The sequence below is a fragment of the Mesorhizobium sp. P2_D6 genome (genome assembly GCF_056404315.1).
This window is the reverse complement of the sequence record NZ_JBFUEG010000004.1, coordinates 406,535-430,695: the sequence shown is the minus strand read 5'-3', so window position 1 is coordinate 430,695 and position 24,161 is coordinate 406,535. Positions and strand designations below refer to the sequence as shown.

Annotated in this window: 27 protein-coding genes; 19 read left to right on the top strand and 8 right to left on the bottom strand. The window is 63.3% G+C overall.

The features are described from left to right. The first annotated feature begins 131 nt into the window (after positions 1 to 131). Together AC1D1L_RS11740 and AC1D1L_RS11735 are read left to right on the top strand one after the other, a co-directional pair. The gene (locus tag AC1D1L_RS11740) at positions 132 to 911 is read left to right on the top strand and encodes a DUF1223 domain-containing protein (protein ID WP_477341390.1); all 780 of its coding nucleotides are present in this window, start codon (positions 132 to 134) and stop codon (positions 909 to 911) included. A gap of 429 nt (positions 912 to 1,340) precedes the next feature. Then, positions 1,341 to 1,730 (top strand): DUF2794 domain-containing protein, encoded by a 390-nt coding sequence (locus AC1D1L_RS11735; protein ID WP_112560078.1) that lies wholly within the window; start codon positions 1,341 to 1,343, stop codon positions 1,728 to 1,730. 124 nt (positions 1,731 to 1,854) lie between these two features. On the opposite strand, the gene AC1D1L_RS11730 is transcribed toward AC1D1L_RS11735, so the two are convergent. The 4 genes from AC1D1L_RS11730 to AC1D1L_RS11715 all read right to left on the bottom strand — a co-directional run bounded on the left by AC1D1L_RS11730 (position 1,855) and on the right by AC1D1L_RS11715 (position 6,906). Then, positions 1,855 to 2,433: an N-acetyltransferase family protein gene (locus AC1D1L_RS11730; protein WP_477341388.1), complete on the bottom strand. Its 579-nt coding sequence runs from the start codon at positions 2,431 to 2,433 to the stop codon at positions 1,855 to 1,857. Between the two features lie 118 nt (positions 2,434 to 2,551). Further along, positions 2,552 to 3,292, bottom strand: coding sequence for a Bax inhibitor-1/YccA family protein (locus tag AC1D1L_RS11725; RefSeq protein WP_112560076.1), 741 nt, complete (start codon positions 3,290 to 3,292; stop codon positions 2,552 to 2,554). 231 nt (positions 3,293 to 3,523) lie between these two features. Then, positions 3,524 to 6,022, bottom strand: a complete 2,499-nt coding sequence (locus AC1D1L_RS11720; RefSeq protein ID WP_477341478.1) for an ABC transporter permease — start codon at positions 6,020 to 6,022, stop codon at positions 3,524 to 3,526. A 188-nt stretch (positions 6,023 to 6,210) separates the two neighbouring features. Next, positions 6,211 to 6,906, bottom strand: coding sequence for an ABC transporter ATP-binding protein (locus tag AC1D1L_RS11715; protein ID WP_477341386.1), 696 nt, complete (start codon positions 6,904 to 6,906; stop codon positions 6,211 to 6,213). 85 nt (positions 6,907 to 6,991) lie between these two features. Between AC1D1L_RS11715 and AC1D1L_RS11710 the strand changes: the two genes are divergently transcribed. Both AC1D1L_RS11710 and thpR read left to right on the top strand, forming a co-directional pair. Further along, positions 6,992 to 7,636, top strand: coding sequence for an arylesterase (locus AC1D1L_RS11710; protein ID WP_477341384.1), 645 nt, complete (start codon positions 6,992 to 6,994; stop codon positions 7,634 to 7,636). A 137-nt stretch (positions 7,637 to 7,773) separates the two neighbouring features. After that, on the top strand, positions 7,774 to 8,370 hold the full coding sequence (thpR, locus tag AC1D1L_RS11705) for an RNA 2',3'-cyclic phosphodiesterase (protein ID WP_477235534.1): 597 nt from the start codon (positions 7,774 to 7,776) through the stop codon (positions 8,368 to 8,370). Here the strand turns inward: thpR and AC1D1L_RS11700 are convergent. After that, complete coding sequence (locus AC1D1L_RS11700; RefSeq protein WP_477341382.1) at positions 8,274 to 8,786, bottom strand: low molecular weight protein-tyrosine-phosphatase; 513 nt, start codon at positions 8,784 to 8,786, stop codon at positions 8,274 to 8,276. The genes thpR and AC1D1L_RS11700 overlap by 97 nt on opposite strands. A 103-nt stretch (positions 8,787 to 8,889) precedes the next feature. On the opposite strand from AC1D1L_RS11700, the gene AC1D1L_RS11695 reads away from it, so the two are divergent. The 3 genes from AC1D1L_RS11695 to AC1D1L_RS11685 all read left to right on the top strand — a co-directional run bounded on the left by AC1D1L_RS11695 (position 8,890) and on the right by AC1D1L_RS11685 (position 10,504). Further along, positions 8,890 to 9,186 carry a 4a-hydroxytetrahydrobiopterin dehydratase gene (locus AC1D1L_RS11695; RefSeq protein ID WP_477341380.1) on the top strand — a complete coding sequence of 99 codons (297 nt, stop codon included), beginning with the start codon at positions 8,890 to 8,892 and terminating at the stop codon, positions 9,184 to 9,186. Between the two features lie 132 nt (positions 9,187 to 9,318). Continuing rightward, positions 9,319 to 9,681: a YkvA family protein gene (locus AC1D1L_RS11690; protein WP_112560071.1), complete on the top strand. Its 363-nt coding sequence runs from the start codon at positions 9,319 to 9,321 to the stop codon at positions 9,679 to 9,681. A 319-nt stretch (positions 9,682 to 10,000) separates the two neighbouring features. Beyond that, positions 10,001 to 10,504: an invasion associated locus B family protein gene (locus tag AC1D1L_RS11685; protein ID WP_477341378.1), complete on the top strand. Its 504-nt coding sequence runs from the start codon at positions 10,001 to 10,003 to the stop codon at positions 10,502 to 10,504. 165 nt (positions 10,505 to 10,669) lie between these two features. On the opposite strand, the gene AC1D1L_RS11680 is transcribed toward AC1D1L_RS11685, so the two are convergent. Further along, entirely contained in the window at positions 10,670 to 11,137 is a 468-nt protein-coding gene (locus AC1D1L_RS11680; protein ID WP_477341376.1) for a hypothetical protein, read from the bottom strand. 102 nt (positions 11,138 to 11,239) lie between these two features. On the opposite strand from AC1D1L_RS11680, the gene rlmN reads away from it, so the two are divergent. Both rlmN and AC1D1L_RS11670 read left to right on the top strand, forming a co-directional pair. After that, positions 11,240 to 12,475, top strand: a complete 1,236-nt coding sequence (gene rlmN / locus AC1D1L_RS11675) for a dual-specificity RNA methyltransferase RlmN (protein WP_477341374.1) — start codon at positions 11,240 to 11,242, stop codon at positions 12,473 to 12,475. Further along, on the top strand, positions 12,472 to 12,945 hold the full coding sequence (locus tag AC1D1L_RS11670) for a hypothetical protein (RefSeq protein ID WP_477341372.1): 474 nt from the start codon (positions 12,472 to 12,474) through the stop codon (positions 12,943 to 12,945). Before rlmN ends, AC1D1L_RS11670 begins: the two co-directional genes overlap by 4 nt. Here the strand turns inward: AC1D1L_RS11670 and AC1D1L_RS11665 are convergent. Then, positions 12,917 to 13,558, bottom strand: a complete 642-nt coding sequence (locus AC1D1L_RS11665; protein WP_477341370.1) for a LysE family translocator — start codon at positions 13,556 to 13,558, stop codon at positions 12,917 to 12,919. The genes AC1D1L_RS11670 and AC1D1L_RS11665 overlap by 29 nt on opposite strands. Positions 13,559 to 13,783: 225 nt before the next feature. Between AC1D1L_RS11665 and AC1D1L_RS11660 the strand changes: the two genes are divergently transcribed. Then, on the top strand, positions 13,784 to 15,007 hold the full coding sequence (locus AC1D1L_RS11660) for an argininosuccinate synthase (protein ID WP_352556974.1): 1,224 nt from the start codon (positions 13,784 to 13,786) through the stop codon (positions 15,005 to 15,007). Positions 15,008 to 15,157: 150 nt separating this feature from the next. Then, entirely contained in the window at positions 15,158 to 15,736 is a 579-nt protein-coding gene (locus AC1D1L_RS11655) for a hypothetical protein (protein ID WP_477341368.1), read from the top strand. A gap of 92 nt (positions 15,737 to 15,828) precedes the next feature. Here the strand turns inward: AC1D1L_RS11655 and AC1D1L_RS11650 are convergent, their stop codons facing one another. Further along, positions 15,829 to 16,626: a lytic murein transglycosylase gene (locus AC1D1L_RS11650; RefSeq protein ID WP_477341366.1), complete on the bottom strand. Its 798-nt coding sequence runs from the start codon at positions 16,624 to 16,626 to the stop codon at positions 15,829 to 15,831. 140 nt (positions 16,627 to 16,766) lie between these two features. Between AC1D1L_RS11650 and AC1D1L_RS11645 the strand changes: the two genes are divergently transcribed. The 8 genes from AC1D1L_RS11645 to AC1D1L_RS11610 all read left to right on the top strand — a co-directional run bounded on the left by AC1D1L_RS11645 (position 16,767) and on the right by AC1D1L_RS11610 (position 24,123). Further along, on the top strand, positions 16,767 to 18,014 hold the full coding sequence (locus tag AC1D1L_RS11645; RefSeq protein WP_192254706.1) for a flavin monoamine oxidase family protein: 1,248 nt from the start codon (positions 16,767 to 16,769) through the stop codon (positions 18,012 to 18,014). Between the two features lie 91 nt (positions 18,015 to 18,105). Further along, complete coding sequence (locus AC1D1L_RS11640) at positions 18,106 to 19,203, top strand: zinc-binding metallopeptidase family protein (protein ID WP_477341364.1); 1,098 nt, start codon at positions 18,106 to 18,108, stop codon at positions 19,201 to 19,203. 64 nt (positions 19,204 to 19,267) lie between these two features. Further along, positions 19,268 to 19,867: a DUF1236 domain-containing protein gene (locus AC1D1L_RS11635; protein WP_477341362.1), complete on the top strand. Its 600-nt coding sequence runs from the start codon at positions 19,268 to 19,270 to the stop codon at positions 19,865 to 19,867. Between the two features lie 388 nt (positions 19,868 to 20,255). After that, positions 20,256 to 20,675, top strand: a complete 420-nt coding sequence (gene sdhC / locus AC1D1L_RS11630; protein WP_477341360.1) for a succinate dehydrogenase, cytochrome b556 subunit — start codon at positions 20,256 to 20,258, stop codon at positions 20,673 to 20,675. Continuing rightward, positions 20,675 to 21,070 (top strand): succinate dehydrogenase, hydrophobic membrane anchor protein, encoded by a 396-nt coding sequence (gene sdhD, locus AC1D1L_RS11625; protein WP_192254711.1) that lies wholly within the window; start codon positions 20,675 to 20,677, stop codon positions 21,068 to 21,070. The genes sdhC and sdhD overlap by 1 nt, the downstream gene beginning before the upstream one ends. A gap of 1 nt (position 21,071) precedes the next feature. Then, entirely contained in the window at positions 21,072 to 22,904 is a 1,833-nt protein-coding gene (gene sdhA / locus AC1D1L_RS11620; protein ID WP_477341358.1) for a succinate dehydrogenase flavoprotein subunit, read from the top strand. A 2-nt stretch (positions 22,905 to 22,906) separates the two neighbouring features. Next, positions 22,907 to 23,344 (top strand): DUF3052 family protein, encoded by a 438-nt coding sequence (locus AC1D1L_RS11615; protein WP_477341356.1) that lies wholly within the window; start codon positions 22,907 to 22,909, stop codon positions 23,342 to 23,344. Next, on the top strand, positions 23,344 to 24,123 hold the full coding sequence (locus AC1D1L_RS11610; protein WP_112560055.1) for a succinate dehydrogenase iron-sulfur subunit: 780 nt from the start codon (positions 23,344 to 23,346) through the stop codon (positions 24,121 to 24,123). Before AC1D1L_RS11615 ends, AC1D1L_RS11610 begins: the two co-directional genes overlap by 1 nt. Positions 24,124 to 24,161: the final 38 nt, after the last annotated feature.

Genomic DNA, 24,161 nt, shown 5'->3' with positions numbered 1-24,161 from the left:
TGTAGCGGCCATACCCGCGGTTGCGGCAGCAAAAATTTCACCGCAACGTGACTTCCCGTTGACTGTCGCTTCTGCCACAAATCTGGGCAACCAGAACAAGGCCGGCGTCACCGGCGGGAATCGGAACGGCCATGGCACCTCGACAACCTCTACGGCTTGCGGCTTTCGCGCTGGCCTTCTCGGCGCTTGCCGGGACCGGGCTTGCCGAGGAGTCCGGCACCATTCAGACAAACAAGCCGCAGACCGACAAACCCTTGGGCGTCGTCGAGCTTTTCACCAGCCAGGGCTGCAATTCCTGTCCGCCGGCCGACGCTTTCTTTGCCGAGCTGGCAGCCAAGGACAACGTCGTCGCGCTCGCCTACCACGTCAATTACTGGGACTATCTCGGTTGGCAGGACACGCTGAGCAACAAGGACAACACCGACCGGCAATATGACTATATGCGCGCCTTCGGCACCCGCTCGGTGTACACGCCGCAAGCCGTCATCAATGGTCGCAGCCATGTCAACGGCGCCAGCCGCAGGGAGGTCGACGGTGCGCTTGCCCGCATGGAGAAGTCGGGCGAAGGCATGCGGGTCAGCATCAAGGTCAGCCGCACCAGCGACCGCGTCATGATCGATACCGGCGACGCCGGCAGCGGCCCGAGCGACGCCCATGTCGTCATCGTCTATTTCGAACCGCCGCAGACGGTTACCATCGCCAAGGGCGAGAACACCGGCCGCAGCATGACCTACTGGAACGCCGTCACCGGCATCCAGACCGCCGGCATGTGGCACGGCAAGGCGCAGCGCTACGAATTGCCGATGACCGAGATCGCCAAGAAAGGCGGCTGCGCCGTGCTGCTGCAATCGGTCGGTAAGGACGGCCTGCCCGGCCCGATTTTGGGCGCCGCGTTTATTCACAAGCCGTAGCGCCACCTCTTCCTTCTCCCACAGGGGGAGAAGGGAAGCGCTCCGCCCAACAAAAAACCGACGTCAGCTTGCTTCTGACGTCGGTCATTTAGGTTTTGGGATCGTCGCACCCGGTCTCTCCCTAAGGAAAGTCCGAGGTTGGTTCGATCCGACGCAGACCCGTGGGCGGGGGGCTTGGGGTTTACGAGCCGGTGCCGGACCGAACCGTCTCAGGCAACGCCGGTAAATTCGTCGGACATTGGGGCATGAGCGCGGATAAAATAAGGCAGGAATGTGGCGGAGCATCACCAATTCAAACACCGCGTTTTATAAAAGTGACTGGACGTTGCGAAAACAGCGCAGCCCCGGGATGGTTAGCCGGGTCTTGCAATTCCACCGCGAACACGCCAACTTCTGCAAGCGAGATTCATTTTTAAAAGGGATCGCGGTATGACCGATCGCAGCAGCGGTGGAGCGGAGGATGGGGACTCATCCGCAATATTGATCCCGCTGCAGGAGGCGCGACGCGAACGCCTCGATCAGCCGGTTCGCTTCGACCGGCGCGAGCTCGATGAGATCCTGAGACTCTACGGACGTATGGTCGCCGCCAACGAATGGCGCGACTACGCCATCGATCATCTCGCTGATCGCGCTGTGTTTTCGGTCTTCCGCCGAGCCAGCGAAGTGCCGCTGTTCCAGATCGTCAAGGATCCGAAACTGGCGCGCCGGCAAGGCGCGTTCGCCGTCATCGCTGCCGGCGGCCGCATCCTCAAGCGCGGCCAGGAACTCGGCCGCGTGCTCGGCGTGTTCGATCCCAAGCTGAAAGTTGTCGAGGCCTGAGTTGGGGAATTGAAGACATAGAGAGCTGAGGAATTGAGAAGACGGGATTACGCCAGGACTGAGTCCCTTTTCTCAAATTCTTCAGTCCATCAATTCTCCAGTTCCTAAGTTCGTCAACCCCCACTCACTTCCCGCCAAGACTCTTGCGAAATTTCCGCTCCGGCAGCGAATCCGGATCGGGCGGAGCCGTTGCCCCGCCATTCAGCGGCAGCTGCATGAACACCGTGTCCAGCCAGCGCCCATGCTTGTAGCCGGAACCTTCCAGACGGCCGGAATGGCGAAAGCCAAGCTTTTCATGCAACCGAACCGACGCGCTGTCGGCGTGACCGTCGCCGATCACAGCGATGATCTGGCGAAAACCCGCGACCCGGCACGCCTCGATCAGCGCCTGCATCAGCAGCAGCCCGACGCCCTGGCCCTTGGCGTCAGGCGCGACATAGACCGAATCCTCGACGATGAAGCGGTAGGCTGGGCGCGGGCGGAACGCGCCAGCATAGGCGTAGCCAAGCAGCCCGCCGTCTTTTTCCGCCACCAGATAGGGAAAGCCGCCAGTTGTCAGGCTGTCGAAGCGCGCGCCCATCTCGGCACGGCTCGGCGGCTCCAGTTCATAGCTCGCCGTGCCATGCCTCACCGCATCGGCGTAGATCTCGGTGATTCGGTCGAGGTCGCCCTCCAGCGCCGCTCGTATGGTAATAATGCTCATAATTTGTGCAAACGATTCATTTGCCTGGCATCACAGCAAAGGCCGGCACAAAAGAAAAGGGCGGCCGTTATGCCGCCCTTTCGATATCAGCTGGTCCAGTTGCCTGGATGGAGACCGTTTAGCGGCGATCGCCCATGAACTGCAGCAGGAACATGAACAGGTTGATGAAGTCGAGATAGAGCCTCAACGCGCCCATGATCGCCTTGCGACCGGCGACGTCGGCCTGGTCGCCTTCGTAGTACATTTCCTTGATGGTCTGCGTGTCATAGGCGGTGAGGCCGGCGAAGATCAGCACGCCGATCGCCGAGATGGCGAAGCCGAGCGCCGACGACTGCAGGAAGATGTTGATCAGCATGGCGATCACCAGGCCGACGACGCCCATGACCAGGAACGAGCCGAACGCCGAAAGATCACGCTTGGTCGTGTAGCCATAGAGCGACAGTCCGCCGAAGGCGGCCGCCGTGGCGAAGAAGGTCTGGGTGATCGAGGCGCCGGTGTAGACCAGGAAGATGGTCGACAGCGACAGGCCGACCAGGCCCGAATAGACCCAGAAGGTTGTCTGCGCCGCGGCCACGCTCATCGACTGGATCCTGAACGACAGGAAGAAGACTGCGGCGAGCGGGGCCAGGATGACCACCCAGCGGAAGGCGCTGGCGTAGATCAGCGTGCCAAAAGCGGTCAGCTGTCCGTCGCCGGTGACGGCGAGCTGGAAAGCGCCCCAGGCGGCGATGCCGGTGATGAGGAGACCAAGCCCCATCAAATTGTAGACCTTCAGCATGTAGCTGCGCAGGCCCTGGTCAATGTCGGCGCGTGCGCCCGGCACGGCCGAAGTCTGGTAATTGCGAATGGGCTCAGCCATTGGAATCCTCTGTTGCTTCTGCCCCGTACGGTGTCAGGTCTTTCCGGACCTGGGCGCCGCTGGCGGGGCTCCAGCATGCCTGTGGCGAAATATGATGGTTCTTGACGTCAAGAACAAGACCGTAACGGGCCGCAACGCTTGGTGAATCGCCGGAAGCCGGTTTTCCAGGCCGCTGCATTACCAAGATTTAATCGGAAACGGCCGGATTCGGCCGGCTTTGCCGCTTGAGACCTAGAGGTCGCGCAGCACCGGCGCCGCCTTGTGGCCGAGCACCCGCCAGGTGCCGGCAAGGCCGATGCCGACGGTGATGGCCAGCGCAAACACCAACGTCGCCACCGCCACCTCCGGCATGAAATGCGATGGCAGCGTCATGATGCGGGCGACGATGTACCAGGCCGCGATGCCGCCGGCGGCAAGTGCGAACACCGCGGTGGCCAACCCGATCAGCATATATTCGAGCGAAAACGCCGTGATCAGCGTCCGCCTCGTGGCCCCCAGCGTCTTCAGCACCACGGCATCGTGGATGCGGGCGCGGTTGCCGGCGGCGAGCGCGCCGGCCAGCACCAGCACCGAAGCGATCAGCGCCACGCCGGCCGCAGCCCGGATCGCCGTGCCGAGTTGGCCGACCAGTCGGTTGACGATATCGAGCGCGTCCTTGACGCGGACCGTCGTCACCGCCGGAAAGGCACGGGTGACGGCGTTGAGCAGGCGCGCGTCATCCGCTACCGACGCGTCCTTCTCGGTCAGCGTCGCCAGCCAGCCATGCGGGGCGCCGGCAAAAGCGTTGGGCGAGAACACCATGACGAAATTGATGCCCATCGTCTCCCATTGCACCTCGCGGAAATTGGCGATCCTGGCCGTCACGTTGCGGCCCAGCACATTGACGGTGACGGTGTCACCGAGTTTCAGCCCGAGCGCCTTGCCTTCATCGTTGGAAAACGAAACCAATGGCTCGCCGGTATAGCTGTCCGGCCACCAGCTGCCTTCGGTCAATGTCGCATTGGCGGGCTGCTTGGCGTCATAAGTCAGGCCGCGATCGCCGCGCAGCACCCAGGCGCCTTCCGCCGGCACGTTGGCTTTGTCGACATCGATGCCGTTCAGCGCCATCACCCGGCCGCGCAGCATCGGCACCTTGACCAGCGTGCCCTTGGGCGCCTCTTTGCCGACCAGCGCCGAGAAGGCGTCGACATCGCCGTTCTGGATGTCGACGAAGAAGAAATTCGGCGCCCGCTCCAGCAGGCTGCCTGAGATCTGCTGCCTGAGATTGCCGTCGATCAGCGCCAACGTCACCAAGAGCGTCAGCCCAAGCCCCAGCGACAGCACGACGGAAGGCGTCAGCGCGCCGGGCCGGTGGATGTTGCCGATGGCGAGTCTGAGCGCGACCGAGCGCACGCGCGGGCTTTTGCGCGCCACCCACTGCACCAGCGCGCCGACCAGGCGCAGTACCAGAAAGGCAAAGATTGTCGCGCCGACGAAGATCGAGGCGATGCGCTGGTCACCGGAAAACAGGATCGCCAAGGCGGCCAAAGCGAGCGCGATGCCGACCGCCGCCGCAAGGTAGGGCAGGCGCGGAAAACCGCGGCCCTCAAACCCCATTTCGCGAAACAGCGCCGTTGCCGGCACATCGCGGGCGCGGCCGAGCGGCAGCAGCGCGAACGCCAGCGTCACCAGCAGCCCGAACAGCGCGGCAAGAGCCAGCGCGCCGGGATAGAAGCCGCCTTCCGCCGGCACCGGAATGACCGATTTCAGGGCCGCACTCGCCGCGAACGGCATGGCGGCGCCGAGGATGAGGCCGAGCACGATGCCGAGGCCGGCGATCATCAGGATCTGTACGAGATAGACGGTGAAGACGAAGCCGCCCGAAGCGCCAAGGCTCTTGAAGGTGGCGATGACGCCGCGCTTGCCGTCGAGATAGGCGCGCACAGCATTGGCGACGCCGACGCCGCCGACCACCAGCGCCGTCAGCCCGACCAACGTCAGGAACTGCGAGAAGCGTTCGATGTTGGAGGACAGTGCGGGTGCGGCGTTGGAGCGCGTGCGGATCGACCAGCCGGCTTCGGGGAAATCGCTCGCGGCCCGTTTCTGGATGCTTTTGAGATCGGCCTCGCTAGCGCCCGCCGGTAGGCGAACCTTGTAGGCATTCTCGACCAGGCTGCCCGGCTGGATCAGCCCCGACGCGGCAAGCCCCGCGGTCGAGACCATCAGCCGCGGCGCGAAGCCGAATCCATCCGACACCGCGTCCGGCTCGCTCACCAGCCTGGCGCGCAATTCGAATGTCGCGCTGCCGAGTTTCAACCGATCGCCGATCTTCACATTGAGCCGATCGAACAGCAGGTCGGGCGCCACGGCGCCGAAGATTCCGGATTTCTCACCGAACAGATCCTGTCTGCCAAGCTGCGGCTCGGTCTGCAGCGCGCCATAGAGCGGATAGGCGTCGTCGACTGCCTTGGCCTCGACCAGCGCCTGGTCGGAGCCGTCCTCGAGCCGCGCCATCGAGCGCATGTTGGCGCTGTGCGACACCGCACCCAGGCCACCGAGGAAGGCGCTTTCGGCCGGCGTCGTATCGCGCTGGTTGATCTGGAAGCGCAGATCGCCGCCAAGCAGCGTCTGGCCCTGGTCGGCAACCCCGGCGGTGATCGCCTGCGCCACCGAATTGACGCCGCCGATGGCGGCAACGCCGATCGCGATGCAGGCAAGGAAGATCAGGAAGCCGGACAGCCCGCCACGCATCTCTCGCAGCGAGAAGCGGAACGCGAGTTTCAGGGTGCGGAGCCAGGTCGCTCCCTCATCCGGCCGCTTCGCGGCCACCTTCTCCCCGAGGGGAGAAGAGGTCACCAGCGCCGGCGTCAGCCTCTTCTCCCCAGCGGGGAGAAGGTGCCCCGAAGGGCCGGATGAGGAGGGGGTCCTTTCCACCATGGCTACGCCGTCACTTTGAGCAGAGGCGCATCCTCGATGCGGCCCGAGCGCATCGACACCTGGCGCGAGCAGCGCGCTGCAAGGGCCGGATCATGAGTGACCAGCACCAGCGTCATGCCGCGCTCGGCCGCCTTGGCGAACAAAAGGTCGGCGACCTGCCGCCCCGTCACCTGGTCGAGATTGCCGGTCGGTTCGTCGGCGATGAGAATGCGCGGCGCGGGCGCCAGCGCCCGCGCAATCGCCACACGCTGCTGTTCGCCGCCGGAGAGTTCGCCGGGATAGTGGGTGACTCGGTCGCTGAGGCCTACCGCTGCCAGTTCACGCGCGGCCACGCCGAACGGATCGGCATGGCCGGCCAGCTCCAGCGGCACCGCGACATTTTCCAGCGCCGTCATATTGGGAATGAGATGGAAGGACTGAAAGACGATGCCGATGTTTCGGCCCCGAAACGATGCGATCTGATCCTCGCTTTTGCCGCTAAGCAATTCGCCGGCGATGCGCACCGTGCCCGAATCGACCCGCTCCAGTCCGGCCAGAACCATCAGCAAGGTCGACTTGCCGGATCCTGAGGGACCGACAATGCCGGTCGCCTCGCCGCGCGTCACGTCGAGGCTGACGCCTTTCAGGACATGCACGGACGACGCGCCTTGGCCGAGGGTCAGAGATATGTCTTTCAGCTGGATGACGGCTTCTGTCACAATTAAAGCGTCCTATATGGAGATGAAGGGTCTGCCTGCCGGAAGCCGTCGCCGGAAGAATTCTTGGTCATATGGGGCCTGCCGCATGTCTTTCAAACGCTCGATTGCCGCAGGGCTCATCCTTTTCCTCACCCTCTGCGGCGCCATTTCGTCGGCGCGGGCCGAGACATTCACCGTCGTCGGCTTCGGCGACAGCCTGATGGCGGGCTTTGGCCTCGGGCCCGGCGAAGGCTTCACCGACAAATTGCAGGCAGCCCTTCGCGCCAAGGGCCTTGATGTGAGCGTCGCCAATGCAGGCGTTTCCGGCGATACGTCGAGCGGTGGCCTGTCGCGGCTCGACTGGTCGGTGCCGGACGGCACCAAGCTTGTCATCCTGGAACTCGGCGCCAATGACATGCTGCGCGGCGTCTCGCCCAGCATTACTGAAAAGAACCTGGACGACATGCTGGCGAAGTTGAAAGCGCGCAACATCGCGGTGCTTTTGGCCGGCATGCGCGCCGCCCCCAATCTCGGCGCCGACTACCAGACCGTCTTCGATGCGATCTATCCGAAGCTGGCCGCGAAATACGATGTGCCGCTCTATCCGTTCTTTCTCGACCGCGTTGCCGGCGAGAGCGGGTTCCAACTCGATGACGGCCTGCACCCCAATGCCAAGGGCGTCGACCGCATGGTCGAGCGCATCCTGCCCACCGTGGAAAAGGCAATTGCAGCGGTCGAGGGCGGCGCCTGAGGCCGGACATTCGCTCCTGGCGCGGCCTTCCGTAAGGGAAACATTAGGGAAAGCCTGCGACCAACAAACCACTTGCCCTGTTTGAATATCGATGATTCGGTAGGGGCATAGTTCGATTCGAGGAAGGGAGGCTCACCATGCCGCGTCTTTTCACCGCCCTCGAAATGCCGCGTGACGCCGCGCTTTCGCTGTCCCTTTTGCGGGGCGGCCTGCCCGGGGCCCGCTGGATCGATGTCGAAAACTACCACATGACGCTGCGCTTCATCGGCGATGTCGAAGGCCATGTCGCTGACGAGATCGCCAACGCGCTCGACCGGGTTCACCGCCCATCCTTCTCGCTGACGCTGTCCGGTGTCGGCGCCTTCGGCCAGAAAAAACCGCACGCCGTCTGGGCTGGCGTTTTCGCCTCGCCCGACCTTTCCGCACTGCAAGGCGAGATCGACCGTATCTGCCAGCGGCTCGGTCTGCCGGCAGACCCGCGCAAATTCACACCGCATGTGACGCTGGCGCGGCTTCGCAATTCGAGCCCGCTCGACGTCGCGCAATATCTGTCGGCGCGCGGCAATTTCTCGACACTGCCGTTTCGCGTCGGCCGCTTCGTGCTGATGTCGTCGCGCGATTCGGTCGGCGGCGGCCCCTACATCGTCGAGGAAGCCTGGCCGCTGTCCGGCGCCGATGCGCGCTCCTCAAGCAGCTTTGCCAGCGCCTCCGACGCTTCGCGGATCATGCGGTAGACCGAAGCGAAGGCTTCCGCCCCGTCGTAATAGGGATCCGGCACGTCGCGGGCTTTTCCCTGCGCGAACTCCGCAAGCAGATGGATGCGGTCGCCGGCACCGGCCGGCGCCATCACCTTCAGGTCTCGGACATTCTGCCGGTCCATACCGAGGATCAGGTCGAAGCGGGCAAAATCCTCCGGCCGGACCTTGCGCGCCCGCTGCCCGGAAATGTCGATGCCGTGGCGGGCAGCGACCGCGACCGAACGCGGGTCGGGTGCTTCGCCGAGATTCCAGCCGCCGGTCGCGGCCGAGTCCAGCATCATGGCGCGGCCCCGCTCGGCCAGCACGGCGCGAAACACGCCTTCGGCGAGTGGCGAGCGGCAGATGTTGCCGAGGCAGACGAACAGAATGGAATTTATCGGCTTTATGCTCATTCGATATGCGCCGTTTGTGCATTTGGCATCTCAAAACGCAAGGCACGTTTGGGCGACTTGCATTATGGTGAGGGTCAAAATCGGGATAGCACAGGACATCATCATGACGAGAGAGAAACTCAGCAAGGACGCCATTACAGCTGCACTGGCCGAACTAGGCGGCTGGTCGCTGGCCGCGGACGGCGCCTCCATCAAGCGTAGTTTCGCCTTCAAGAATTTTTCCGAAGCCTTCGCCTTCATGACGCGCGTCGCTTTGGCCGCGGAGAAGATGGACCATCACCCCGACTGGTCGAATGTCTACAAGACGGTGGACGTGACGCTGAACACCCATGATGCCGGCGGCGTCACTGCGCTCGACATCGCGCTGGCCAAGAAGATGAACGGCTATTTCGGCGGCTGAACGTCCGGCGCCGCGACGCGCCGGCGACGGCAAATCGGCACCATCCTCTTGCAGCGGGGTTCGGCTTTCACCACATTTTCCCGTGCCGGCCGCGCGCAACACGGTGCGCGACGGCCAGCAGAGGAGACATTGATGGCGCAACAACCCGGTTTTGATTTCTTCGGTTTCGGCAACAAGCTGGGCGATGAAAGCGAAGTGCGCGCGAAATTCTGGCGCACGGCCAAGAAGGCGGCGCGGCAGATTCCCTTCATGGAAGAGGTGGTCGCCGCCTATTACTGCGCGCTCGACAAGAAGACGCCTTTGCGCGCCAAGGGCATATTGCTCGCCGCGCTCGGCTATTTCGTACTGCCGGTCGACGTCATCCCCGATTTCGTCCTCGGCCTCGGCTTCACCGACGACATCGCTGTGCTGACCGCGGCGATCACTGCCGTCAGCGCCCATATCACGCCTGCCCATCGCAAGGCCGCCAAGGAAGCGATCGCCGACAAGAGCTGAACCGGCGGCCGTCCCATCAGCGAACTTGTTTTCCAGAAATCTGGCGCTCAAACAGGGCGATAGCGGCTTGGCTCCGGGTTCCGCTGCGGCCGTTGAAAAAGTCAAACTCTTGCCGCTTTCGTGGCCTCCAAGTCGCCGCAGGGACATTGCGAAAGCCGTTTTTCAACAAGCGGCGCGGAAATGGCGGCGGTTTCCTCGGGTGGATGTCCTTTTCCGGAAGGAAATTCACCGTTTGGTAACCCAGATTAAATCAAAATGAAGCGACGGGCAGGACGCCGATCCGGCCTGCCCCCGCACCATTTGGAATACGGGAAAAACGATGCGCGGATTGATTGCACTAGTCTCGAGCCTAGTCCTGGTGGCCTTTGCAGCGCCAGCACTGGCGCAGCAGGCGACCAAGATCGGCCAGCACAACGCCTGGGGCACCTACAGCTATCAGGCGCAGGGCGGCAAGGTCTGCTACGTCTTGACCGTGCCGACCGACAAGCAGCCGCCGACGCTGGACCATGGCGACATGTTCTTCTTCGTCAGCCAGCGGCCGGGCCAGCAGGTGTCCTACGAGCCGCAATTTATCGCCGGCTACACCTTCCAGGAAGGCTCCAAGGCGACCGTCACCATCGACAAGAAGTCGTTCTCGATGTTCACCCGCGGCAAATCGGCCTGGGTGGAGAACGCCGCCGAAGAGCCGGTGCTGATCGCCGCCATGAAGACTGGCACCGACATGAAGGTGTCGGCGAAGTCTGGCCGCGGCAACACGACAACCTATGTGTTTTCGCTGAAAGGCATCTCGGCCGCGTTGTCGTCCATCGCAAAGTGCAAGTAAGCCGATTGGTCTGACGGAATTTGAATGAAGGCCAGGCCGCAAGGTCCGGCCTTTGCTTTTTGACGAACTGCCACTCAGTTCAAGGCCACTTTCGCCCAGGCATTCGAGATTGGCCCGCCGACGCCTGCGCCGGCGGGAATGCGCGAAGCGAGGCCGGTTCGAACCTCACATGGCCATTTTTTCACATTCGGCCTGAGCCTTCTTGGTGGACGTGTCGATCATGTAGGCTTTGCCCTTGGCGTCGGTCATCATCATCATGCAGTGCTTGATCGGCTTTGCCATCTTCATCATCTCGGCGCCCATCTTGGCATCCGGCATCATAGTGCCCATGTGGCCGTCCGGCATGATCGCCGTCACCTGCCCGCCCTTCATCATGGTCATCGTTCCCATCGCATCCTCGGCAAACGCCGGGGCGGCAGACATGCCGATGAGTCCGGCAACAACAATAAGCTTGATTGATTGCATTCCGCGTACTCCCATTTTTACAGAGGCATAGTCGCCCCCTTTCAGATTTCGCGATGGACTGCCAACCGTTACGCCAACACGAACATGTGATCGATTTTCCGCGATGGGGATGGCGCTTCGCCGCTCGCGACGGGTCAGCCGGACGATGGGATCGGCAGGCCGCAACATTCGCCGCCTCGCATGACTCTCGCCGCAAGCTGTGCTATGCGCCGCGCTTCTTTCCGGCACGATGGATGAAATCGGCCGCAATTCGCTTATATTGGCGCTGATATGACCCTTTCCTTCGATCTCACCACTGAGGGCGCACGCGATGCGTTGCGCGCCCGTGCCACATCGGCCGAGAAGCCGTCGCTGATCGGCATGACCCGGGCCGAGCTCGGCGAGGCCCTTGTCGGGGCCGGCATCGTGCCCGAGCGCCAGGCGAAAATGCGCGCCCAGCAGCTGTGGCACTGGATGTATGTGCGCGGCGTCTCCGACTTCGCCGGCATGTTCAACATCTCCAAGGATCTGCGCGCCGAGCTCGACAAGCATTTCACCGTCGCTCGGCCCGAGATCGTCGAGGAACAGATTTCCTCCGACGGCACGCGCAAATGGCTGTTCCGCTTTCCGCCGCGCGGCGCCGGCCGTCCGGTCGAGATCGAGACCGTCTACATCCCCGAGGAAGGCCGCGGCACGCTGTGCATCTCCTCGCAGGTAGGCTGCACGCTGACCTGCTCCTTCTGCCACACCGGCACCCAGAAGTTGGTTCGCAATTTGACTGCCGAGGAAATCCTCGCCCAATTGCTCACCGCCCGCGACCGGCTCGGCGATTTCCCCGACCGCGACACGCCCGACGGCGCCATCGTGCCGGCCGAGGGCCGCAAAGTGTCCAACATCGTCATGATGGGCATGGGCGAGCCGCTCTACAATTTCGAGGCGGTGAAGAAGGCGCTACTGATCGCCTCCGATGGCGACGGGCTTTCCCTGTCCAAGCGCCGGATCACGCTGTCGACCTCGGGTGTGGTGCCGGAAATCCTGCGCACCGGCGAAGAAATCGGCGTCATGCTGGCGATCTCGCTGCACGCCACCAATGACGATCTGCGCGATCTGCTGGTGCCGATCAACAAGAAGTATCCGCTGAAGGAACTGATCGCGGCCTGCCGCGCCTATCCGGGCCTGTCCAACGCCAAGCGCATCACCTTCGAATATGTGATGCTGAAGGACGTCAACGATTCCATCGAGGACGCCAAAGGGCTGATTAAATTGCTCAAGGGCATTCCGGCCAAGATCAACCTGATCCCGTTCAACCCGTGGCCGGGCACCAACTACCAGTGCTCGGACTGGGAGACGATCGAGAAGTTTGCCGACTACATCAACAATGCCGGCTATGCTTCGCCGATCCGCACCCCGCGCGGCCGCGATATCCTCGCCGCCTGCGGCCAGCTCAAGTCGGACTCCGAACGCATGCGCAAGGTCGACCGGCTGGCGCTGGAAGCCATGATGATCGCGGGGCACGGCGAGGCGTGAGCCGCGTCATCGCCTATCTCGCCCGCTTCGCCGTCATCCTGTTCGGCTATATCGTCGCTTCGCTGGCGGCGAGCGCCTTTCTCAACGTCCTGTTCCTGGCCTCGCTCGGTTACGCGCCGGAACATGCCCGCCCGACGGCGACCGCATCGCTGTATTTCTCGATCCCCTTCGTGGCGCTGTTCATCGCTTATTTCGCCTTCATGCCGGCGGCCATCGTCATCTTGATCTCGGAGATACTCAGCCGCAGAGACTGGCTGTTCTATGCCCTTGCGGGCGGCATCGTGGCCGCGGCGTTCCTCGGCTTCGCCCACCAGAATGCCGATATCAACTTTGACGTCACCGAACCGCACGCCATCGCCGCCGTGATCGGCTGCGGCATGGTCGGCGGCATCTTCTACTGGCTAAGCGCCGGCCGCTGGGCCGGAAGCTGGTGGCAGGCGGCTACTTCGCCTGAGCAGTCAAAATCTTGAGCGCGAAGGCCGAAAACACCCCGGCAAAGAGATAGTCGACCACCCGCGTGACGCGCGGGCTGGCCTTCATCGCCGCCGAAAACTTTTCCGCGGCAAACACCATCGGCGCCGTCACCGGGATCGACAGCACGATGAACATGACGCCGAGGAAGAACAGTTGTCCCGGTGCGTTCGGGTCATGCGCCGAGACGAATTGCGGCAGAAACGTCATGAAAAACAGGATGATCTTCGGGTTGAGCTGATTGACCCCGAGCCCGGCGGCCCAACTGCGGAACAGCGAAATCTCAGGGCCGCTCTTCTTCTGCGGCGAAAATGCCGAGCCTTTGGTGAGCGCCTGCCAGGCCAGGAAGACGAGATAGGCCGCGCCGAAGATCTTCAGCACGAGGAAGGCCATTGGCGAGGCGACGATCAGCGCCGAGATGCCGATCGCCACCAAAGTGGTGTGGATCAGCGTGCCGCACAGCGCCCCGGCCAGCGAGGCAAAGCCGGCAGCGCGGCCTTGGCTCAGCGTGCGTGAGACGAACAGCGTCATGTCTGGCCCCGGCGTTATCGCCAGGATCATGGTGGCGACGGCGAACTGGATCAGCGTCGTGGTGTCGGGAATGAAGGACATTGGCGGCCCCTGGCAGAGCGTCGGACCCAAAAGTGGAAGCCGGTTTTGGGAGAATCCGATGCTTAAACAAAAGGAAGCGCAGCCTATAGCGCAGGCGCTTGGCCCGTTCCAGCCGCTGACGGCCGCAGCATCTGGTCCAGCCTTGATCGGCGTTCGTCCCTTGCGCTGGCCGGAAAGCCCGTGATACCTCGCCCGCGAAGAACCCTTGTCGCGGAACCGCCAACAATGTCGAAGACCAAAGACGTCAAGAAGGTCGTGCTCGCCTATTCCGGCGGCCTCGACACCTCCATCATCCTGAAATGGCTGCAGACCGAACTCGGCGCCGAAGTCGTCACCTTCACCGCCGATCTCGGCCAGGGCGGCGAGCTGGAGCCGGCGCGCAAGAAGGCCGAGATGATGGGCATCAAGGATATCCGCGTCGTCGACGTGCGCGAGGAGTTCGTCTCAGACTTCGTCTTCCCGATGTTCCGCGCCAACGCCGTCTATGAAGGCACCTATCTGCTCGGCACCTCGATCGCCCGTCCGCTGATCTCGAAACACCTGGTCGAGATCGCCAGGGAGACCGGCGCCGACGCGATTGCCCACGGCGCCACCGGCAAGGGCAACGACCAGGTCCGTTTCGAGCTTTCGGCCTATGCGCTGAACCCCGACATCAAGGTCATCGCGCCTTGGCGCGACTGGTCGTTCAAGTCGCGCACCGACCTGATCAATTTCGCCGAGCAGCACCAGATCCCCGTGGCGAAGGACAAAAGAGGCGAGGCACCCTTCTCGGTCGACGCCAACCTCTTGCACTCCTCCTCGGAGGGCAAGGTGCTGGAAGACCCGTGGAGCGAACCGCCGGAATTCGTCCACCAGCGCACCGTCTCGCCGATGGATGCGCCCGACAAGGTCACCGAGATCGAGATCGAATTTTTGAAGGGCGATCCGATTGCGCTCAACGGCAAGAAGCTGTCGCCGGCTGCGATGCTGACGGCCCTCAACGATCTTGGCCGCGACAACGGCATTGGCCGGCTCGACCTGGTCGAGAACCGGTTCGTCGGCATGAAGTCGCGCGGCGTCTACGAAACACCCGGCGGCACCATCCTGATCGTCGCCCACCGCGCGATCGAGTCGATCACGCTCGACAGGGGTGCAGGCCACCTCAAGGACGAGTTCATGCCACGCTACGCCGAGCTGATTTACAACGGCTTCTGGTTCTCGCCCGAGCGGCTGATGCTGCAGGCGATGATCGACAAGAGCCAGGAAGATGTCGAAGGCACGGTGCGCCTGAAACTCTACAAGGGCAATGTCATGGTCACCGGCCGCAAGTCGAAGAAGACGCTCTATTCCGACGCGCTGGTCACCTTCGAGGACGACCGCGGCGCCTACGACCAGAAGGACGCCGCTGGTTTCATCCGCCTCAACGCGCTGCGGCTGAGGACACTTGCAGCACGCAACCGCAAGGGTTGAGCCCAACTACTATTACAGACAGACCCGGCGGAGACGCCGGGTTTTTATTTGGCATCTCTAATATAAGAAAAGTCAAACCAGCCGGGCGGCTCCTGTTGACCTTCTAAAAGCTTCATCTAAATTCCCTCGCGGGACGGAGGGATTCTGATCGTGAAGAACGCCATTTTTCTCTTGCTTGCGGCGGCCGTCGTCTTTACCGGATGCCAGTCCTCGCAGGCAGCCGCGAAAGGCGAGCAGAATCCAGACGGGTGCATCTCCGCTGTCCATTTATGGAGCATCACGTTCAAGCACGAAATCGCCTCTTTCATGGGCGTCTCGCAGGAGCGCATGCCGGCTTTGTTCTGCCAACGCATTGGCGAAGGGGTCCGCAGCGGGCGGATCAGCTACTCCGATTTGAACAAAGTGCAGCTCGACCTACCGACCGAGATATGGCTGGTCATCAAGGGCAAATCAAAAGCGCCTCCGCAACCACCGGCGCCGCAGAACTCCAAATTCCGCACCTGCTCAAATGTTATCACCGGCTCCTTCGAGGTTCTCGCTTCCGCGAAATGCCCCTTGGGCGGCAGCTACTCGCAAGCTGCCGGAGTCCCAATGGTGATCGAGGGCAGGCCAAAGGCGGCTCCTCCAAAGCCGAGGAACTCCAAGTACCGTACCTGCTCGAATCTTTACGGCGGCTCCTTCGAGGTTCCCGCTTCCGAGAAATGCCCCTTGGGCGGCGGCTACAATTGAGAGCCCACGCGCTCGCCGCTCTTGGCGTGCCCCACGCACCGACAAAAAAGCCCGGCACATTGGCCGGGCTTTCCGTTGAATGGGATTGTCGCTCAACCGCCGTCGATTGCATCGGCGATCTGGGCGATGGCCTGCTGGTAGACGCTGGCGGAATTCCAGCCGGCAATTGCGCCTATATTCGCGCTCGCGCTCGCGCCCGCCCGCCAGCCATGAGCCTTGAGGAAGTTGGCGGTGGACGCCAGCGCGGTTGCCTTGTCGCGCAGATTTCCGTTGCCGACGCCATACTTCAGGACGTTTCCGGGCAGGAATTGGGTATGGCCGATCTCGCCATGCGCGGCGCCGACCGACGAGGCGCTCAGCGCGCCGCGATCGACCAGCTTCAGCGCCGCAATGGCGTGCGGGTAGAAGAACCCCGGACGACGGCAATCATAGGCCAGCGTCAGGATGGCGGAGACCGTGTTCTGGTTGCCCAGGGAGGCACCGAAGCCCGTCTCCATGCCCCAGATGGCGAGCAGCACGCCCGGCGAAACGCCGTAATTGCTCTCGATCCTCTCGAACATTGCCGCGTTCGACTTCTTCAGCGCACGGCCCTTGGAGATGATCGCAGCCCCGCCACGGCGCTTCATGAAAGCATCCACCGAGCCGCTGAACGCCTTGTGGATGGCGCGGTCGACGGAGATCGTCTTGGTCGCGTAGCTGGCGCCGGCCAGAGCAGCCAGGCCCTTGGGGCCAACACCTTCGGCCTTGGCCTCTGCAGCGAACTCCGGCTTCCACGCCTCGAAACCGGCGCCGGTCTTGCCGCAGCTGGCCGCCGCCTGCGCGCCCGTTGCCAGCGCAAGCACCGCCACCACCGTGGCCGCAAAAATCTTTCCCTTGGCAAACAATGCCATGCTTCTCTCCTGATTGCCTGAATCACGTCCCGGTTGTGAACTTGCCAGTGAAACGCGCCATTGTCACCGTACCCCGGCGCAACGCTGGCCAATGCAGCGGAATTTGCCTACGATCAAGTGCTTATTGTGGCGGGGAAACCATGGAAGACGTTGATGTCGTCATCATCGGCGCCGGCTCAGCTGGCTTAGCTGCCGCCAGGACCATTCGTGCCGCAGGCCTTTCCTTCAAGCTGCTCGAAGCCATGGGCCGCATCGGCGGCCGCGCCTGGACCAGCGACCAGCATTTCGGCATCCCGTTCGACATCGGCTGCGCCTGGCTGCACGCCGCCGACCGCAACCCCTATTTTCCCGAAGCGCAGGCTGCCGGCTGGACGCTGCATCACCACGACATGAATGTCGACCATCTCTATTACCGCCAGCGCAAGGCGAGCGAGCAGGAGGAGGCAGAGATGAAGGCCGCCGATGCGCGGCTGTTCGAGCTGCTGGCCACGCATCAGGTCGAAGAGGGCGACGACGACCGGCTGTCGACGCTTCTGGCCAAGGGCCAGGCGCCGCGCGCCGCCGCCACTTTCGCCGGACCGATGGATTTCGGCGCCGACGAGGACGAGATCTCGATCCGCGACTTCCAGGCCGCCGCCGATCTCGACCCGAACTATTTCAGCAAAGAAGGCTTCGGCGCGCTGGTCGCCCGCTTCGGCGCCGACCTGCCGGTCGAACTGTCGACGCCGGTGCGCAAGATCCTGTGGGATGTGCCGGGCGTCGCCTGCGTCACCGATCGCGGCACCGTGCGCGCCAAGGCGGTGATCGTCACCGCCTCGCCGGCCGTGCTCGCCTTCGAGGAGATCGAATTCTCGCCTGCACTTCCCGACGCGCATTTTGGCGCCTTCTTCGACCTGCCGATGGGCATGCTGACCAAGCTGCCGGTGGAGATCCGCGGCACCAGGCTCGGCTTGGAGCCCTTCGACGATCTGTTGATCGAACGCATGGCGCGGCACGACATCTATTTCCTATGCTTCCCCTTCGACCTCGATCTGATGGTCGGTTTCGTCGGCGGCGACTTCGCTTGGGAAATGTCGGCGGCGGGCGAGGCGGCCGGCATCGACTTCGTCGTCGACCGGCTGTGCGGCATTTTCGGCAGCGACACCAGAAAGCATGTGGCACGCGCCATGATGACCAATTGGGGTGGCGAGCGCTTCGTGCGCGGGGCCTATGCCGCGGCCCGTCCCGGACGCTCGGAGGCGCGCGCAACGCTAATGCAGCCGGTAGCGGACAAGATATTCTTCGCCGGCGAGCATCTGGCTGGCCCGCTGATCCAGACCTGCGGCGGCGCGCGCCTGTCGGGTGAGAACGTGGCGCGGCAGGTCGCCGCCCGGCTGGCCGTGAAATAGCCCCGGCAAAAGGGGAACGCCCGCCGGTCACTGGCGTTTTGGGCCGCGCGCCGCGCGTACCATATAACTGCCGTGACGATTTGAGGCCGAGATGAAACTGTTCGACTGTCCGCATTGCGGCCACCGGCTCTATTTCGAGAACGCGCAGTGCCTGAGCTGCTCGAACCTCGTGCTCTACGACCCCGAGCATGCGCGCTTCGCCCTGTCTGATATCGACGGCATCTTCCACTGCACCAACGCCGATGAATGCGCCTGCAACTGGATGGCCGAGCCGGGCCACCCCTTCTGCCGCGCCTGCGTGCTGAATCAGCTGATCCCCGACCTCTCCGTCGACGGCAACCGCCGCCGCTGGATCCGCGTCGAGGCGGCCAAGAAGCGCGCCATCTATTCGCTGCTCGCCTTCGGCCTGCCGGTGGCGCCCAAGCAGAACCCCGGCGACGAGATCGGGTTGGCCTTCGACTTCCTGGCCGACCCGATCGGCGGTGGCCCCGGCGGCGAGCGCATCCTCACCGGCCACGACAACGGCCTGATCACGCTCAATGTCGCCGAGGCGGACTCGGCCGAGCGCGAGCGACGGCGCGTCGAGATGGGCGAGAACTACCGCACACTGCTCGGCCATTTCCGCCATGAGCTCGGCCACTATTATTGGGACCGGCTGATCCGCGACGACCCGCAAAGGCTCGACGCCTTCCGGGCGCTGTTCGGCGACGAGCGCGCCGATTACGAACAGGCGCTGCAGACCTACTACGCCAATGGTGCGGCGCCCGACTGGCAGCAGAACCACATCTCGGCCTATGCGACATCGCACCCGTGGGAAGACTGGGCGGAGACCTGGGCGCACCATCTGCACATCACCGACACGCTGGAGATGGTGCACGCGTTGAACTTTCCGCTCGGCCAGCTGGAGACGATGGAGGCCAATGTGCTGCCGCAGGGCGACACCGGTGGCCGCCTGCAGCCCGCCCCAGCCGAGCCTCACGCCGTGCCCGAGCCGTTCGAAAAGATCCTCGCCCGCTGGCTGGTGCTGTCGGAAGCCTCCAACTCGATCAACCGCTGCATGGGCCTGCCCGACCTCTATCCCTTCGTCATTTCGGACGTGACGGCGCAAAAACTCGCCTTCGTACATGAGCTTCTGACGGGTTTGCCGAAAGAAACCGGAATAAATCGTGAGCCGGCACAGGCATTTTAGCCGGAACGCATAAGGCTCGGTTTCGTTTCGGCTCGCGAGGGACCAACGAAAACGGAGCGAAATCATGAGACGCATACTGTTTCCGGCCGTCGCCGGGGCGCTTGTCGCCATGTCGGGTGCGGCACTCGCCGATACTGCCGTCTCGGCCGTCACCGACCTTAACGTGCGCGCCGGCCCCGGCCCGCAATATCCGGTGATCGGCGTGCTTGCCGCCGGCCAGTCGGCGACGCTCAATGGCTGCATCGAAAACAGCAAATGGTGCACCATCGCCGAAGCCGGCGGCCAGGGCTGGGTCTATTCCGACTATGTGACGGCCGATTTCGGCGGCAACCGGGTCGTGCTGACGCGCCGCCCCGCCGACGCCGCCATCACTGTCGTTACACCGCCGCAGGATGATTATCCCGACACTTATACCGGCGCGATCCTTTCCGATGACGGCCCCATCGACGCCATCGACAGGCCACCGGCTGAAGTCGGCACCTATGTCAGCACGCACCGGCTCGACCCCGTCTATCTCGACGGCGAGGTGGTGACAGGCGCGACCTTGCCTGACACCGTCGAACTGCGCGAAATCCCCGATTACCGCTACCGCTATGTCTATGTGAACGGCCAGCCTGCGCTGGTGGACCCGCAGACACGGCGCATCATGTATGTTGTGCGCTGATTGAGCCCCCCGAAGGCGGTCCCCGTCCGGGCGGCCGCCTTCTCCCCGGTGTCGGCCTAGTCAGGCCGCTTGGAGTTGCTCTGTCGATCTCGGCCTTCCTGGCCTTGCTCCCGACGGCGAGGTCATAGCTCGCCTGCATGTTCATCCAGAACCGCCGTCGCGGAACGATTATTCCGCACTGCAGCGAACGTTGCGCCGGCTTCGGGCCGGCCCCTAATCGATTGAAGCAATCGCCAGCCTTTTTGTCAGACTAAATGACGTTTCCAAAACGATTTTCTGGCTTTGACGCGGTGCAAAAAGAGCATTAGAAACCGGCTGTCTGAAGTCACACATGAAGGCGGCAAACGCTGCATTCCATTGCGGCTCCGGACTTCGAACTGGGGCAGCCATGAGCAAATCACCAGCCACCCGAACCGCCAGACGTGAACGGCCGCTCTCGCCGCATCTGACGATCTACCGCCCGCCGATCACCATGACGATGTCGATCATTCATCGCATCACCGGCGGCGCGCTGTATTTCGGCACGCTCCTGGTCGCGGCCTGGCTGATGGCGGCGGCGAGTTCGCAAGCGACTTTCGATTGGGTCAATTGGGCCTTCGGCACCTGGCTCGGCCGCCTCATCCTGTTCGGCTACACCTGGGCGCTGATGCACCATATGCTGGGTGGCGTGCGCCATCTCGTATGGGACACCGGCGCCGGGCTGGAGAAGCACACGGCATCGAAGATCGCCTGGACGACGCTCGCCGGCTCGGTTGCGCTCACGCTGCTGATCTGGGTCGCCGGCTATATGGCGCGGGGAGCCCTGTGATGAGCGGCAGCAACAACGACATGCGCACGCCGCTGGCGAAAGTCCGTGGTCTCGGCTCGTCCCACGAGGGGACACAGCATTTCTGGCGCCAGCGGCTGACGGCGCTCGCCAACATTCCACTGACACTGTTCTTCGTCGGCTTCCTCATCGCGCTCAACGGCGCCGGCTATACCGAGGTGCGGGCAGCGCTCGCCAATCCGTTCGTGGCGCTGGTGATGATTCTTTTCCTGATTTCCGGGCTTTACCATATGCGGCTCGGCATGCAGGTGATCATCGAGGACTATGTGATCAGCGAAGGCCTGAAGCTGCTGACGATCGCGCTCAGCACATTTTTCACCATAGCGGTCGGCGTGGCCTCGATCTTCGCCCTGCTCAAGCTCGCATTCGGAGGCTGAGTTGGCCAAGGACGCAAAATCAGCCAACCCGGCTTACACCTATGTCGACCACAAATTCGATGTCGTGATCGTCGGCGCCGGCGGCGCCGGCTTACGCGCCACGCTCGGCATGGCCGAGCAAGGCCTGCGCACCGCCTGCATCACCAAGGTGTTCCCGACCCGCTCGCACACGGTGGCGGCGCAAGGCGGCATTGCCGCCTCGCTGTCCAATATGGGTCCGGATTCCTGGCAGTGGCACATGTATGACACCGTCAAGGGATCGGACTGGCTGGGCGATGTCGACGCCATGGAATATATGGTGCGCGAAGCACCGGCCGCGGTCTACGAACTCGAGCACTATGGCGTGCCGTTCTCGCGCACCGAAGAGGGCAAGATCTACCAGCGGCCGTTCGGCGGCCACATGATGAACTATGGCGATGGCCCGCCGGTGCAACGCACCTGCGCGGCGGCCGACCGTACCGGGCATGCCATCCTGCACACGCTCTACGGCCAGTCGCTGAAGCATAACGCGCAGTTCTTCATCGAGTATTTCGCGCTCGACCTGATCATGGAGCCGGATGGCACCTGCACCGGCGTCGTCGCCTGGAACCTCGACGACGGCACCATTCACCGCTTCTCGGCCAAGATGGTGGTGCTGGCAACCGGCGGCTACGGACGCGCCTATTTCTCCGCGACCTCGGCGCACACCTGCACTGGCGATGGTGGCGGTATGGCCGCACGCGCCGGCTTCCCGCTGCAGGACATGGAATTCGTGCAGTTCCACCCGACCGGCATCTACGGCGCCGGCTGCCTGATCACCGAAGGCGCGCGCGGCGAGGGCGGCTATCTCGTTAATTCCGAGGGCGAGCGCTTCATGGAGCGCTACGCGCCGTCGGCCAAGGACCTTGCCTCGCGCGACGTCGTCTCGCGCTGCATGACGCTGGAGATCCGCGAAGGCCGCGGCGTCGGCAAGAAGAAGGACCACATCTTCCTGCATCTCGACCATCTCGATCCGGCCGTGCTGCATGAGCGGCTGCCCGGCATTTCGGAATCGGCCAAGATCTTTGCCGGCGTCGACCTGACCAAGGAACCGATCCCGGTGCTGCCGACGGTGCACTACAATATGGGCGGCGTGCCGACCAATTACTGGGGCGAGGTGCTCAACCCGACGGCCGAAAATCCCGACCGGGTGTCGCCCGGGCTGATGGCGGTCGGTGAAGCCGGCTGCGCCTCGGTGCACGGCGCCAACCGGCTGGGCTCGAACTCGCTGATCGATCTGGTGGTGTTCGGCCGCGCCGCGGCGATCCGCGCGGGCCAGGTCATCGACCGCAATTCGGCGATCCCCGCGCCCAATGAAGCCTCGGTCGAAAGGATCATGGACCGCTTCGACCGGCTGCGTCATGCCAACGGCTCGACGCCGACCGCCGTGCTGCGTGAAAAGATGCAGAAGGCGATGCAGGAAGATGCCGCCGTGTTCCGCACCCAGGAATCGCTGGAGAACGGCTGCAAGCGCATTTCGGAGATCTGGACCGAGCTCAAGGACGTCAAGGTCTTCGACCGTTCGATGATCTGGAACTCGGACCTGGTCGAGACGCTGGAGCTGGAAAACCTGATGGCCAATGCCATCACCACGGTCTACGGCGCTGAAGCCCGCAAGGAGAGCCGTGGCGCGCATGCGCGAGAGGATTTCTCGGCCCGCGACGACAAGGTCTGGCGCAAGCACACGCTGGCGCGGCTCAATGAGGACGGCAAGGTGAGCCTAAGCTACCGCCCCGTGCACACCGAGCCGCTGCAGGCGGAAAAGGATGGCGGCATCAGCCTCGCCAAGATCGCGCCCAAGGCCAGGGTGTACTGACCATGGCGCTGGCGGCCTCGGGATATTCGAGCACGCCGCTTCAGGCCAAGCTTGGCCTGAAGGACGGGATGGTCGCGGCGTTCATCGCGCTGCCCGACGATCTCAGCGATCTCACGGAGGCCGTCGATTTCGCCCTGGTCGACCGGCTGGGCGAGTGGTCTGATATTTCGGGAACGACCCTGAAATACGATGCCGTCCATGCCTTCACCCGGCAGCGCACCGAGATCGAGGATCGTCTCGGCGATGTCGAAGCGGCGATCAAGCGTAACGGCATGGTCTGGGTATCCTGGCCGAAGAAGGCATCGAAAGTGCCGACCGATATCACCGAAGGCGTCGTCCGCACTGAGGCGCTGAAGCGCGACCTGGTCGACGTCAAGGTCGCTGCCGTCAATGAAATCTGGTCCGGGCTGAAGCTCGTCATCCGAAAGGACCTGCGGTAATGGTCGAACTCACGCTTCCTAAGAACTCGAAGGTGCAGCCGGGCAAGACCTGGCCCAAGCCGGAGGGCGCCACCAACCTGCGGGAATATCGGATCTACCGCTGGTCGCCGGACGATGACGAGAACCCGCGCATCGACACCTATTTCGTCGACATGGACGATTGCGGACCGATGGTGCTCGACGCGCTGCTCTACATCAAGAACAAGATCGACCCGACGCTGGCCTTGCGCCGCTCCTGCCGCGAAGGCATTTGCGGCTCCTGCGCCATGAACATAGACGGCTCCAACACGCTGGCCTGCACCAAGGGCTGCGACGACATTTCCGGCGCCGTCAAAGTCTATCCGCTGCCACATATGCAGGTGGTCAAGGATCTGGTGCCCGACCTCACCAATTTCTACGCCCAGCATGCTTCTATCCAACCCTGGCTGCAGACGGTTTCGCCGATGCCGGCCAAGGAGTGGCTGCAGAGCCATGAGGACCGCGAGAAGCTCGACGGACTCTACGAGTGCATCCTGTGCGCCTGCTGTTCGACCTCGTGCCCGAGCTACTGGTGGAATGGCGACCGCTATCTTGGCCCGGCAACGCTGCTGCAGGCCTATCGCTGGCTGATCGACAGCCGCGACGAAGCCAAGGGCGAGCGGCTCGACAATCTCGAAGACCCGTTCCGGCTCTATCGCTGCCACACCATCATGAACTGCGCCCAGACTTGTCCCAAGGGGCTGAACCCGGCCAAGGCGATTGCCGAAATCAAGAAGATGATGGTGGAGCGGCGGGTTTAGGCCCGGCGGGCCGCTCGCGGCGATCTCGAACGCAGCGA

Bases quoted from the DNA above. Each gene is read 5' to 3' on its own strand.
- sdhC (WP_477341360.1), top strand. From the start codon at position 20,256: ATGAGCAAATCACCAGCCACCCGAACCGCCAGACGTGAACGGCCGCTC.
- AC1D1L_RS11720 (WP_477341478.1), bottom strand. From the start codon at position 6,022: ATGCGTGGCGGGCTGTCCGGCTTCCTGATCTTCCTTGCCTGCATCGCG.
- AC1D1L_RS11740 (WP_477341390.1), top strand. From the start codon at position 132: ATGGCACCTCGACAACCTCTACGGCTTGCGGCTTTCGCGCTGGCCTTC.
- AC1D1L_RS11735 (WP_112560078.1), top strand. From the start codon at position 1,341: ATGACCGATCGCAGCAGCGGTGGAGCGGAGGATGGGGACTCATCCGCA.
- AC1D1L_RS11685 (WP_477341378.1), top strand. From the start codon at position 10,001: ATGCGCGGATTGATTGCACTAGTCTCGAGCCTAGTCCTGGTGGCCTTT.
- AC1D1L_RS11640 (WP_477341364.1), top strand. From the start codon at position 18,106: ATGAAACTGTTCGACTGTCCGCATTGCGGCCACCGGCTCTATTTCGAG.
- AC1D1L_RS11660 (WP_352556974.1), top strand. From the start codon at position 13,784: ATGTCGAAGACCAAAGACGTCAAGAAGGTCGTGCTCGCCTATTCCGGC.
- AC1D1L_RS11710 (WP_477341384.1), top strand. From the start codon at position 6,992: ATGTCTTTCAAACGCTCGATTGCCGCAGGGCTCATCCTTTTCCTCACC.
- AC1D1L_RS11645 (WP_192254706.1), top strand. From the start codon at position 16,767: ATGGAAGACGTTGATGTCGTCATCATCGGCGCCGGCTCAGCTGGCTTA.
- AC1D1L_RS11635 (WP_477341362.1), top strand. From the start codon at position 19,268: ATGAGACGCATACTGTTTCCGGCCGTCGCCGGGGCGCTTGTCGCCATG.
- AC1D1L_RS11665 (WP_477341370.1), bottom strand. From the start codon at position 13,558: ATGTCCTTCATTCCCGACACCACGACGCTGATCCAGTTCGCCGTCGCC.
- thpR (WP_477235534.1), top strand. From the start codon at position 7,774: ATGCCGCGTCTTTTCACCGCCCTCGAAATGCCGCGTGACGCCGCGCTT.
- AC1D1L_RS11730 (WP_477341388.1), bottom strand. From the start codon at position 2,433: ATGAGCATTATTACCATACGAGCGGCGCTGGAGGGCGACCTCGACCGA.
- AC1D1L_RS11725 (WP_112560076.1), bottom strand. From the start codon at position 3,292: ATGGCTGAGCCCATTCGCAATTACCAGACTTCGGCCGTGCCGGGCGCA.
- AC1D1L_RS11700 (WP_477341382.1), bottom strand. From the start codon at position 8,786: ATGAGCATAAAGCCGATAAATTCCATTCTGTTCGTCTGCCTCGGCAAC.
- AC1D1L_RS11695 (WP_477341380.1), top strand. From the start codon at position 8,890: ATGACGAGAGAGAAACTCAGCAAGGACGCCATTACAGCTGCACTGGCC.
- AC1D1L_RS11690 (WP_112560071.1), top strand. From the start codon at position 9,319: ATGGCGCAACAACCCGGTTTTGATTTCTTCGGTTTCGGCAACAAGCTG.
- AC1D1L_RS11680 (WP_477341376.1), bottom strand. From the start codon at position 11,137: ATGTTGCGGCCTGCCGATCCCATCGTCCGGCTGACCCGTCGCGAGCGG.
- rlmN (WP_477341374.1), top strand. From the start codon at position 11,240: ATGACCCTTTCCTTCGATCTCACCACTGAGGGCGCACGCGATGCGTTG.
- AC1D1L_RS11650 (WP_477341366.1), bottom strand. From the start codon at position 16,626: ATGGCATTGTTTGCCAAGGGAAAGATTTTTGCGGCCACGGTGGTGGCG.
- sdhD (WP_192254711.1), top strand. From the start codon at position 20,675: ATGAGCGGCAGCAACAACGACATGCGCACGCCGCTGGCGAAAGTCCGT.
- AC1D1L_RS11615 (WP_477341356.1), top strand. From the start codon at position 22,907: ATGGCGCTGGCGGCCTCGGGATATTCGAGCACGCCGCTTCAGGCCAAG.
- AC1D1L_RS11610 (WP_112560055.1), top strand. From the start codon at position 23,344: ATGGTCGAACTCACGCTTCCTAAGAACTCGAAGGTGCAGCCGGGCAAG.